Below are 12051 nucleotides of genomic sequence, written 5' to 3' on the forward strand. Positions count from 1 at the left end.
GCTGTTAAGCGTAACTCAGATTGCGCTATAAGCGGCGGCAGTTCGCCTTGATTTTTTGAATCATAAAATAAGTTTTCGTTCTTAGCCAGTAACAAGGAGTGCAAATAACGATATTTGGTGATTGTAATCACAAAAAATGCGCGTTTAATTTGCGAGGCGAATTAAATTTCCACACACTTGAACAGTCTGCGTAAATCGACCGCGTTACAGGGTTAGTTTAACTATAAAAAATGGTTAGTGATGAGGCTCAGCGGAGTTTCATAGGGGGTATAAAAATGAATATTCTTGGTTTCTTCCAGCGACTGGGGCGGGCGTTACAGCTTCCTATCGCTGTGCTGCCCGTCGCGGCGCTGCTGCTGCGATTCGGCCAGCCCGATCTGCTTGACGTCCCGTTTATCGCCCAGGCGGGCGGGGCAATTTTTGACAACCTTGCCCTGATCTTCGCTATCGGTGTGGCCTCGTCGTGGTCGAAAGACAGCGCGGGTGCGGCGGCGCTGGCGGGTGCGGTAGGCTACTTTGTGATGACCAAAGCGATGGTCACCATCAACCCGGCTATCAACATGGGCGTGCTCTCCGGTATCATCACCGGTCTGGTGGGCGGCGCGGTCTACAACCGCTGGTCCAACATCAAGCTGCCTGAGTTCCTGAGCTTCTTCGGCGGCAAACGCTTTGTGCCGATTGCTACGGGCTTCTTCTGCCTGATCCTGGCGGCGATTTTTGGCTATGTCTGGCCGCCGGTACAGAACGCTATTCACGCGGGCGGGGAGTGGATCGTCTCCATGGGGGCAGTGGGGTCCGGCATCTTCGGCTTCGTTAACCGTCTGCTGATCCCGACCGGCCTGCATCAGGTGCTGAATACCATCGCCTGGTTCCAGATTGGCGAATTCACTAACGCCGCAGGCACCGTCTTCCACGGCGATATCAACCGCTTCTACGCGGGTGACGGCACCGCAGGCATGTTCATGTCCGGCTTCTTCCCGATCATGATGTTCGGTCTGCCTGGCGCGGCGCTGGCGATGTACTTCGCCGCCCCGAAAGCGCGTCGTCCAATGATTGGCGGCATGCTGCTCTCCGTGGCTATCACCGCGTTCCTGACCGGGGTCACCGAGCCGCTGGAATTCCTGTTCATGTTCCTGGCTCCGCTGCTGTATCTCCTGCACGCCGTGCTGACGGGTATCAGCCTGTTTGTGGCAACCGCGCTGGGGATCCATGCCGGCTTCTCCTTCTCTGCGGGCGCCATCGACTATGCGCTGATGTATAACCTGCCTGCCGCCAGCCGTAACGTCTGGATGCTGGTGGTGATGGGCCTGATCTTCTTCGCCATCTACTTCGTGGTCTTTACCTTCGTTATCCGCGCGTTCAACCTGAAAACGCCGGGTCGTGAAGAGAGCGATGATGCCGTGGTCACCTCTGAAGCCAACAGCAATACCGACGAAGGCCTCGATCAGCTGGCAACCAACTACATTGCCGCTATCGGCGGTACTGACAACCTGAAAGCCATCGATGCCTGTATTACCCGTCTGCGTTTGACGGTGGTGGACTCCGCGCGCGTGAACGACGTGCAGTGTAAGCGTCTGGGCGCATCCGGCGTGGTGAAGCTGAACAAGCAGAGCATTCAGGTGATTGTGGGTGCAAAAGCGGAATCCGTAGGCGATGCGATGAAGCGTGTGGTTGCCCGTGGCCCGGTGGCCGCAGCCGCCAGCGTCCAGCCCGCTGCTAACGCCCCGGCCGCTGCGGTTAAACCGCAGGCCGTTCCGAACGCTGTAACCGTTGCCGCGCTGGTATCGCCGGTGACCGGTGAGGTTGTTCCGCTGGAGCAGGTGCCTGATGAAGCCTTTGCCAGCAAAGCGGTGGGTGACGGCGTAGCGGTGAAACCGACGGGTAAAACCGTGGTCTCCCCGGCTGCCGGCACCATCGTGAAGATCTTCAACACTAATCACGCCTTCTGTCTGGAAACCGAAAAAGGCGCGGAGATCGTGGTCCACATGGGCATCGACACCGTTGCACTGAACGGCCAGGGCTTTACCCGCCTGGTAGAAGAGGGCGCGGACGTGGTCGCGGGCCAGCCGGTGCTGGAGATGGATCTCGACTATCTCAATGCCAACGCGCGCTCAATGATTAGCCCGGTCGTGTGCAGCAACATCGACGATTTCAGCGGTCTGGTCTTCCAGGCACAGGGGCAGGTCGTTGCTGGCCAAACCCCGCTGTTTGAGGTGAAGGGTAAATAGCCGTAAACTGCGGTTAATTCGCGGCGGAGCCTCTCTCCGCCGCTTTTTTTTGTCCTCCGTACGCCAATCCCCTCGCCATTCACGCTTTTTGTTGATCTAAGGGTTGTCTCCGCGTCCCGCTTATAAGATCATACTCCGTTATACGTTGTTTACGCTTTGAGGAACCCGCGATGAGTGAGGCAGAAGCCCGCCCGACTAACTTTATTCGCCAGATTATTGATGAGGATCTGGCCAGTGGTAAGCACAGCACGGTTTGCACCCGTTTTCCGCCGGAGCCGAACGGCTACCTGCATATCGGCCATGCAAAATCTATCTGCCTGAACTTCGGTATCGCCCAGGACTATCAGGGGCAGTGCAACCTGCGCTTTGACGACACCAACCCGGTTAAAGAAGATATCGAATACGTTGATTCGATCAAAAACGACGTTCAGTGGCTGGGCTTCCACTGGTCGGGTGACGTGCGCTACTCCTCTAACTATTTCGACCAGCTGCATAGCTACGCCGTAGAGCTGATCAACAAAGGCCTGGCCTACGTTGACGAGCTGTCGCCGGAGCAGATCCGCGAATACCGTGGCACCCTGACCGCACCGGGTAAAAACAGCCCGTTCCGCGATCGTAGCGTGGAAGAGAACCTGGCGCTGTTTGAGAAGATGCGTGCCGGTGGCTTTGAAGAGGGCACCGCCTGTCTGCGTGCCAAAATCGACATGGCGTCGCCGTTTATCGTGATGCGCGATCCGGTTCTGTACCGCATTAAGTTTGCCGAGCACCACCAGACCGGCAACAAGTGGTGCATCTACCCGATGTACGATTTCACCCACTGCATCAGCGATGCGCTGGAAGGCATTACCCATTCACTCTGTACGCTGGAGTTCCAGGACAACCGTCGTCTCTACGACTGGGTGCTGGATAACATCACCATTCCGGTTCACCCGCGCCAGTACGAGTTCTCGCGCCTGAATCTGGAATATGCCGTGATGTCCAAGCGTAAGCTGAACCTGCTGGTGACGGATAAAATCGTCGAGGGCTGGGACGATCCGCGTATGCCGACCATCTCTGGTCTGCGCCGTCGCGGCTATACCGCTGCCTCTATCCGCGAGTTCTGCAAACGCATTGGCGTGACTAAGCAGGACAATACCATCGAGATGGCATCGCTGGAGTCCTGCATTCGTGAGGATCTCAACGAGAACGCCCCGCGTGCGATGGCGGTTATCGATCCGGTGAAGCTGGTGATCGAGAACTACCCGCAGGGTGAGAGCGAAGTGGTGACCATGCCGAATCATCCGAACAAGCCGGAGATGGGCAGCCGCGACGTGCCGTTTAGCGCTGAGATCTGGATCGATCGTGCTGACTTCCGTGAAGAAGCGAACAAGCAGTACAAGCGTCTGGTGCTGGGTAAAGAGGTGCGTCTGCGCAACGCCTACGTGATTAAAGCCGAGCGCGTAGAGAAAGATGCGGAAGGCAACATCATCACCATCTTCTGCTCCTACGATGCCGAGACCCTAAGCAAGGATCCGGCCGACGGTCGCAAGGTGAAAGGGGTGATCCACTGGGTCAGCGCTGCCCATGCACTGCCGGTTGAGATCCGTCTCTACGATCGCCTGTTCAGCGTGGCGAACCCGGGTGCGGCGGAGGATTTCCTCGCTACCATCAACCCGGAGTCGCTGGTGATCAAGCAGGGCTATGCCGAGCCGTCCCTGAACGCTGCCGAAGCCGGTAAGGCTTACCAGTTCGAGCGTGAAGGCTACTTCTGCCTCGACAGCCGCTACTCCACGGCGGAGAAGCTGGTGTTTAACCGCACCGTTGGCCTGCGCGATACCTGGACTAAGATCGGCGAGTAATTTGCTCCCGCTCGGAAAAGAAAAACGCCGCTCATGCGGCGTTTTTTATTGGTGACGTCAGCGTATTACGTTGCCTCGGCCTGTAATTTTTTATCGTGACGGCGCAGCAGCACGACTTTGCTTTGCAGGCGCTGCTGGAACTGATCGATCACCACCGCGGTGACAATCACCAGGCCCTTAATCACCATCTGCCAGAAGTCGCTGACCCCCATCATCACCATGCCGTCCGCGAGGAAAACGATGACGAAGGCACCAATGATAGAGCCGGAGACCCTGCCTCGTCCGCCTGCCAGCGCGGTTCCGCCCAGTACGGTTGCGCCGATAGCGTCCATCTCAAACATATTCCCGGTCATCGGGTGCGCGGTTTGCAGCTGGGATGCCACAATCAGCCCCACCAGCGCCGCGCACAGGCCCGAGAAGGCGTAGACGAACACTTTAACCTTGATGATAGGGACACCTGCCAGCCGCGCAGCGGACTCATTCCCGCCGATGGCGTAAATGTAGCGGCCCAGCGGGGTTTTGCGGGTCATGTAGAGACCCAGTAGCAGGAAGCCCACCATCAGCCAGATCGGGATATAGATGCCGAGGATCGTACCGGAGCCTAAAATCGCGAATCCGGTATTGCCTAACTCAGGCATGCCCACCAGGTTGGCATAGGTGCTGCCGTCGTTGAACAGCAGCGCCGCGCCGCGGGCTACGTACATCATGCCGAGGGTACAGATAAAGGGTGCAACGCCCAGGCGAGTGATCACCGCCCCGTTAATCAATCCCAACAGAATACCGAATCCCGCCACCAGCAAAATGACTTCCGGCACGTTGAAGAAGATAATCTGCGAGCCCCAGATCGGCAGGCCGTTGGTTAACAGCGCCCCGGCAACCATGCCGCACATGCCCGCCACCGCACCAACGGAGAGGTCGATCCCGCCGGTGAGAATGACAAGGGTCATGCCAATCGCCAGCAGGCCGGTAATCGCCACGTGCTGGGTCATGATCAGCAGGTTCGACATGGTCAGAAAGTTAGGCACCATCACGCTGAAGAAGCCCATGACGATCAGCAGGGCGATGAAGGTGCGCGCTTTGAGCAAATACATGTAGATCATATACTTTTTGTTCATTTCTCTCTCCAGCAGACATCAGTCCTGCGGTGTAGAAGCGCTGATTAATTTTTCCCGCGTCACGGAAGCGCGCGGCAAATCTGCGGTGATACGTCCATCGGCCATAACCAAAACCCGGTCAGCCAGCGCCATGACCTCATCCAGCTCGGAGGAAGAGAACATAACCGCCAGCCCCTGATGCGCCATTTTGCCAATCAGGTGATAAACATCGGTTTTCGCACCCACGTCGATACCGCGCGTCGGCTCATCCAGCAGGACCACTTTGGGCCCGGTCATTAACGCCTTACCCAGCACCACCTTTTGCTGATTGCCGCCGCTTAGCGAGGTAATCGGCAGCTCCGTATCACCGGCCTTAATCGCCAGCTGCTCCACCATGTGATTGACCTGCTTCTCTTCTTTAACTGGGCTGAGCATGCGCAGGGCGCGGCGAAAGCCGAGCAGGCTCAGGTCGGTCAGCGTCATATTGCTTTTGATCGACATAAGCTGCACCACGCCTTCACCCTGACGATCCTCCGGCACAAGGGTAATGCCGCGCTTGAGCCGCTGCTGGAACGAGCGCTTGTCCAGGCTCTCACCATCCAGACTGATGGTGCCCGACTGGCAGCCCATCATCCCCACCAGGCCTTTAAACAGCTCGGTACGTCCCGCGCCAAGCAGGCCATAGATGCCAATCACCTCCCCCTTGCGCAGGTCAAACGTGACGTCGTTTAATTTATACCCGCCGTTCTGGTGGAGGGCGGTCAGGCCATTCACCTTCAGGATGGTTTCGCCGTGCGCGGCAGGGCTGTAGTCAAAGTGCTTTTTCTTATCTCCAACCATCTGCTCGATGATCCAGGGCACGCTGGCCTGCTGGACGGGACGCTCGCTGATAAAGCGGCCATCGCGGAAGATGGTGATGTGATCGCCAATCTCCATCAGCTCTTCCAGCCGGTGAGAGATGTAGATAATGGTGACGCCACGGCGCTTAAGCTGGGCGATAACGTTAAACAGCACCCGCACTTCCGACTGGCTCAGCGCGCTGGTGGGTTCGTCCATAATCAGCACCCGGGTATCTTTGGAGAGTGCACGGGCGATCTCGACCAGCTGCTGATGACCAATTCCCAGCTCACCTAACGAGGCGTAGGGATCAACATTCAGCTCCAGCCGCTCAAGCAGGGATTTAGCCAGCTCATACTGGTATTTTTCGTTAATCACGCCGCGCTGGAAGAACTCGTTGCCAATGAAGATGTTGTCCATCACGTTCATATTGGGGAAGAGGTTCAGCTCCTGGAAAATAATACTGATACCGTGTTTTTCCGCCTGGTGAGTGGAGCCGAGCGTGACCCGCTGCCCGTCCAGCAATATCTCGCCGGAGGAGGGCGTCTCAACGCCAGCCAGCATTTTCATCATCGTCGATTTGCCCGCGCCGTTCTCGCCAATCAGCACGTTGACCTGATTACGGTAGACGCGGTAGTTAACGCGATCGAGCGCGACTACCCCAGGGTAAATGCGGGAGAGGTCGCGAGTTTCAATAATGACCTCATTCGGCTGGGTCTGTTGCTCATTCATAGCCCTCTCCTCACTGCCGTACGATGTGTGCTGCGGTAACATCCGGGATGGTTTGTGGAATATCCCAGGCGGCAAATACCCCGGAAACAGTGACCTTATCCCCGACGACAGGCTTGAAGTTGATGATCATCTCCGACGCTTGCTGATTAATTGCTTTGCCATAGTCGCCATACAGCACCTGATCGTTGAAGTCCTGGTAGCTCGCGCCTTTATACCCGTCCCGCAGGCTAGTGCCGCGAATGATAGGGCCCATCTGCACCACGATGTCGCCGCCTTGCTCATCGCGCACCGTCATCTTCCCGCTGCGGGATTTGGTATTCACCTTGATCACTTCCCCAGTGATACGCACGCTAAAGACACAGGGGTTTTCGCTCTGGCTGCGGTAGCCGTCTTTGCTACAGGCCTCATCAAAGCTCTTTTCGCCCTGCAAGGTTTTCAGTAATTCAGCGACAGGTTTCGCCTCACGCACATACTGCGGCACAATTTTTTGCTGCCAGGTTTGCTGAATATTGGCCATTTGTGGATTGGGGGGATTTTTAAGATCGGCCAACTCTTTCTGCGATACGATGCGGCAACCGCCAAGCGCTAAAACGATCGCCACCAGCGCAAGTTTTCTGTGCATTATGTCCTCCTTTGCGCCCGCCGAAGCGGGCGCTGCAACGTGTCATCAGGATTTGAAATTGAAGTCTTGCACTCCGGAGGCGTTGTCAGGGGTGATCAAAATGCCGCGGAACATCACGCGCTGTTTCTCAGGCTTGGTGCCTTTTTGGATGAAATTATCCAGATCGGTCACGCCCTGGGCGGCAATGGCCTGGGCCTGCAGCATCACCGTGGCTTTCAGGGTGCCCGCTTTAACGGCTTCGCGCTCGTCGTTGCTGCCGTCGATGCCGACGACAATGACATCGTCACGGCCAGCGGATTTCAGCGCGGCAATCGCGCCCAGCGCCACGGGGCCGTTGCCGCAGATAACGCCTTTCACGTCCGGGTGCGCCTGCAGAATGCTGTCCATAATGCGCTTGCCGTCAATCAGGGTGCCTTTCGCATCCTGTCGCGCAACGCTCTGCATATCCGGATATTGATCCAGCACCTGGTGGAAGGATTTCGAGCGCGTAACGCAGTTGTTGTCGGCCAGGTTACAGGTCAGCTCGGCATATTTGCCTGCCTCTTCCATTTTTTCGACAAAGACGTTAGCCACGTCAGAGCCGGCCTGGAAGTTATTATGGGTGATCTGTTCGAGGGCGATGTTATCAACCGGGATTTCACGGTTGATTAACACCACCGGAATGCCTGCGTCTTTGGCTTTTTGAATGGCCGCCACGCTGGCGGTTGAGTCGGCGTTATCCAGAATAATGCCCTGAACTTTTTTACCGATAGCGGCGTCGATTAGCTCGCTCTGCTTTTTAACATCTTCGCCGTGGGACAGCACGCTGGTGGTGTAGCCCAGCTCTTTCGCTTTCTGATCGGCCCCTTTCGCCTCCGCCGCGTAGTAAGGATTATCCAGCGAGTTGACCATAATCATGATCGTGCCTTTTTCAGCGGCAAACGCATTTGCCGAAAATGCACAGGCTGCTGCCACACTTAAAAACAGGAATTTAGTTTTCATAAGATGTTCTCTCAAAATGTAATGTATGGCGATTCGACAGGTGTAGGGTTGTCGTTAATGTCGTACTGTTGTTACAGCTATCTATTAATAAGCGCCAGGGTCTGATTAACGATCCCGGCTACATCAAGACCATGATATGCCCGCATATCTTTGCGATCGGCGGCAATCGCATAATCACCGTCAGGAATACCCAAACGTTTAAGCACCGCGCCATGGCCGTTCTCTGCCAGAACCTCCGCGACAATGCTGCCCACGCCGCCATTCACGTTGTGCTCTTCAACGCTGATGATATGTTTGACGCTTTGTAACGCGGCAAACAGCGCGTCGCGATCTAAGGGGCGAATGGAGGGAACGTTGATGACCCTTGCGGAAATACCCTGTTCCGCCAGCTGTTCGGCGGCATCGACGGCTTCGTGAACGGTAGAGCCCATGGCGACCAGCGCGATGTCATTGCCTTCGCGCAGCATATCTATCGCACCGGCTACAAAGGTGTAATTTTCATCGTGCAGCTCGGGTAACGCTTTACCGTCCATGCGGATATAGACCGGGCCGACATGCTCAAGGGCGTACTCAATAATCTGGCGGCACTCCAGCGGGGAGGAGGGGGCAAAGATCTGGATATTACCGAAGCCGCGCATCACCGAGATATCATCAATGGCGTGGTGGGTACTGGCCAGCGGCCCATAGCTGGCCCCGGCGTTGAGGCCAAACAGCTTCACGTTGGTGTTGTTGTAGCAGATATCCACTTTAACCTGCTCGTTGGCACGCGAAACCAGAAACGGCGCGGCGTTACAGGTTACGGCGATTTTTCCGCCCAGCGCCAGCCCGGCGGCGGCACCCACCAGGGTCTGCTCGGCGATCCCGACGTTGACGATCCGATCCGGATACTGTTTTACGAAGGGCGAGATCTTGGCGGTTGAGGTCGAGTCGGCCACAACGGGAACCAGATCGACGCCTCTCTCAACCGCATCAATGAAAGCTTCAACCATCACGTTTGCAAGATGTTCTGAATTACTCACTTTTCATGCCCTCTTCGATCAGATCGTTCAGTTCGCTCATTGCCAGCCCGATTTCGTCACCCTTCGGAACGCGGTGGTGCCATTCCGGCTTGCCGGCGATAAAGGAGACGCCTGCGCCCTTGGTGGTGTGGGCGATAATGACGTTCGGTTTTCCCGTCTGGGGCAGGTTCTCCAGCGCATTGACCACGGACGCCATATCATTGCCTTTGCACTCGGTCACCTCCATGCCAAAGGCACGCCATTTTTCGTCCAGCGGATCGGTGCACATAATGTCTTTGGTGGCTCCCGCCAGCTGCAGGCCATTTTTGTCATTGATAATGACCAGGTTATCCAGCTTGTAATGGGCCGCCACCATGGCAGCTTCCCAGTTGCTGCCTTCCGCCAGTTCACCATCGCCGGTGATCAGGAAAATACGGCGTTTGCTGTTGCTGCGCTTAGCAGCCAGTGCCAGACCGACGGCCACCGGGAAACCATGCCCCAGCGCACCGGTATTCAGCTCAATCCCCGGCGTCTTCTGCTTAACCGGATGCCCTGGCAGATGGGAGTTGGCATGCTGGTAGGTTGCGAGCCACTCCACCGGAAAATAGCCCGCCTCGGCGAGAACGCAGTAGTAGCAGCCTACGGCGTGGCCTTTGGACTGGATGTAGATATCACGCTCCTCATCATCCTGGCGGTTAGCTGCGCAATCGAGTACACGAAAATAGAGCGCCGTTAACAGCTCCACCTGAGAGAGATCGGCCCCGGTATGGCCGCCAGCGGGACTGTTGGCATTCAGGGAGATAATGTGGCGGCGCACCGCGCGAGCTTTGTTTTCAAGTTCGGGTACAGAAAGTAAGAACGGATTCATCGAACTCCTCCGAATTAATATGCGACACTGAATATATATTCAGGTTGGTTCAAAAAAATGGACGCCTGGCTGTTGATCCAAGTTTCCCTGACCCTGAGTGAATAGGCTTTCTGAGGTCTTCAGAATATATATTCACGCATGACTTTATATTCAATCATACTAGCGTCTCTGCTGTTGAGTTGTCCAGAGTGAATGAGTGATTTGTGATGACCTACGCATTTGTGACGTTTGCCTGTAGATGCGCAAAGCAATCCTCGCTATCGTTTACAAAATAAATAATCAGTGTTGAATATATATTCATGGAAGGTCTTGCTTCCGGAGAAACCTATGTCTTCGCACAAAAATATTATTATTGCTCTCGACGAGGGTACGACCAATGCCAAGGCCGTGGCCCTGGACGCTGCGGGTAAGGTGATCGTTAAATTCAACCAGCCGCTATCTATTCAGACGCCTCGCGAGGGGTGGGTCGAACAGTCAGGCACGGTGCTGGTAGAGGCCTCGGTGAAGGTTATCGCGCAAGCGATTGAGGCGGTAGGCGCTGAAAACGTGGTGGCGCTAGCCATCAGCAACCAGCGCGAGACGGCGATAGGCTGGTACCGCAGCAACGGCACACCGCTGCATGCAGCAATCAGCTGGCAATGCTCGCGCACGGCGGATTTTTGCGATGCGCTGCGTCGTGATAATAAAGAGCAGGCAATTAAAGCCGTCACCGGTCTGCCGGTCGCGCCGCTCTTCTCCGGCTCCAAGATGCGCTGGCTCATCGAGTCGACGCCAAACGGGCAGGCGCTGGCGGCCAACGGTGATATTTGCCTTGGAACTATCGACAGCTGGCTGCTCTGGAACCTGACCGCTGGCGCAAGCTTCTACTGCGATTACTCAAACGCCGCTCGTACTCAGCTCCTCGATCTGCAAAGCGGACGCTGGAGCCCAGAGATGCTGGATATTTTCCAGATCCCGGCTGCCGCGCTGCCGGAAATCAAACCCTCCAGCGGCCTTTTTGGCTACACCAAAAACGTGGTGGGCATTCCAGACGGCATTCCCATCATGTCCATGGTCGGTGACTCGCACGCCGCGCTGTTCGGCCATGCGCTGGGGGAGGCGGGCTGCGTCAAGGCCACCTACGGCACGGGGTCATCGGTTATGGCCCCGGTTACCTCGGCGCAGTGCAACATCCACTCTCTGGCAACCACGCTGGCCTGGCATGATGGCGAGCAGCTGATCTACGGCCTGGAGGGGAACATTCCCCATACCGGAGATGGTGTCGCGTGGATGGCTGACAGCACGGGCCTGAGCGAACTCCCTGAAGCCGAGCTGGCAGCAGAGCTGAATTCCCTCCCCGCCTCGGTGGAGTCAACGCTTGGCGTCTATTTTGTTCCGGCGCTGACGGGGTTAGGCGCGCCCTGGTGGGATGAAAATGCCCGCGGGGTGATCTGCGGCCTGAGCCGAGGCGTAAAACGCGCGCACCTGATCCGGGCTGCGCTGGAGGCCATTACCTACCAGATCGCCGATGTGGTCACGGCGATGCGGCAGCACAACGATTTTTCACTGACCGCGTTGATGGTCGATGGTGGGCCAACCAAAAATGACTGGCTGATGCAGTATCAGTCAGACCTGCTGGGTTGCCCGGTTATGCGCAGCGACGTGCCTGAACTCTCTGCAATCGGTGCGGCACTCTTAGCGCGCAAGGCCGTGGGGCAACTCTCACTCGATGAGCTGAAACAGTACCTTTACCCGCACAGTGAATTTCGTCCCAACATGGAGCGTCATGGCCGTTTACAAAAACGCTGGCGGGAGTGGCAACAAGCCGTCGAAAGAACCCTACACAAATTTTGAATAGCGGGTGAGGAGAGAAG

The 12051-nt window shown here is 56.5% G+C and carries 9 protein-coding genes; 3 read left to right on the forward strand and 6 right to left on the reverse strand.

Annotated features, from left to right (window positions below; genetic code table 11):
• Positions 1-275 precede the first annotated feature (275 nt).
• Both nagE and glnS read left to right on the forward strand, forming a co-directional pair.
• Positions 276-2228, forward strand: a complete 1953-nt coding sequence (gene nagE, locus FN633_RS07170) for a PTS N-acetyl glucosamine transporter subunit IIABC (RefSeq protein ID WP_154057240.1) — start codon at positions 276-278, stop codon at positions 2226-2228.
• 170 nt (positions 2229-2398) lie between these two features.
• Entirely contained in the window at positions 2399-4066 is a 1668-nt protein-coding gene (gene glnS, locus FN633_RS07175; RefSeq protein WP_154057241.1) for a glutamine--tRNA ligase, read from the forward strand.
• Between the two features lie 65 nt (positions 4067-4131).
• On the opposite strand, the gene FN633_RS07180 is transcribed toward glnS, so the two are convergent.
• The 6 genes from FN633_RS07180 to FN633_RS07205 all read right to left on the reverse strand — a co-directional run bounded on the left by FN633_RS07180 (position 4132) and on the right by FN633_RS07205 (position 10198).
• Entirely contained in the window at positions 4132-5181 is a 1050-nt protein-coding gene (locus FN633_RS07180) for an ABC transporter permease (RefSeq protein WP_154057242.1), read from the reverse strand.
• Positions 5182-5199: 18 nt separating this feature from the next.
• Positions 5200-6729 (reverse strand): sugar ABC transporter ATP-binding protein, encoded by a 1530-nt coding sequence (locus tag FN633_RS07185; protein ID WP_154057243.1) that lies wholly within the window; start codon positions 6727-6729, stop codon positions 5200-5202.
• A 10-nt stretch (positions 6730-6739) separates the two neighbouring features.
• The gene (locus tag FN633_RS07190; protein ID WP_042392080.1) at positions 6740-7351 is read right to left on the reverse strand and encodes a DUF2291 family protein; all 612 of its coding nucleotides are present in this window, start codon (positions 7349-7351) and stop codon (positions 6740-6742) included.
• 45 nt (positions 7352-7396) lie between these two features.
• A complete protein-coding gene (locus FN633_RS07195) occupies positions 7397-8332 on the reverse strand; it encodes a D-ribose ABC transporter substrate-binding protein (RefSeq protein ID WP_154057244.1) in 936 nt (311 codons plus the stop codon).
• Positions 8333-8409: 77 nt separating this feature from the next.
• A complete protein-coding gene (locus FN633_RS07200) occupies positions 8410-9351 on the reverse strand; it encodes a transketolase family protein (protein ID WP_154057245.1) in 942 nt (313 codons plus the stop codon).
• On the reverse strand, positions 9344-10198 hold the full coding sequence (locus tag FN633_RS07205; protein WP_154057246.1) for a transketolase: 855 nt from the start codon (positions 10196-10198) through the stop codon (positions 9344-9346). Before FN633_RS07205 ends, FN633_RS07200 begins: the two co-directional genes overlap by 8 nt.
• A gap of 327 nt (positions 10199-10525) precedes the next feature.
• Here FN633_RS07205 and FN633_RS07210 point away from each other — a divergent pair, with 327 nt between their 5' ends.
• Positions 10526-12031 (forward strand): FGGY family carbohydrate kinase, encoded by a 1506-nt coding sequence (locus tag FN633_RS07210; protein ID WP_154057247.1) that lies wholly within the window; start codon positions 10526-10528, stop codon positions 12029-12031.
• Positions 12032-12051 lie beyond the last annotated feature (20 nt).

Origin of the sequence: Pseudescherichia vulneris, from assembly GCF_902164725.1 — a bacterium.
In the GTDB taxonomy this organism is placed as follows: Bacteria; Pseudomonadota; Gammaproteobacteria; order Enterobacterales; family Enterobacteriaceae; genus Pseudescherichia; species Pseudescherichia vulneris.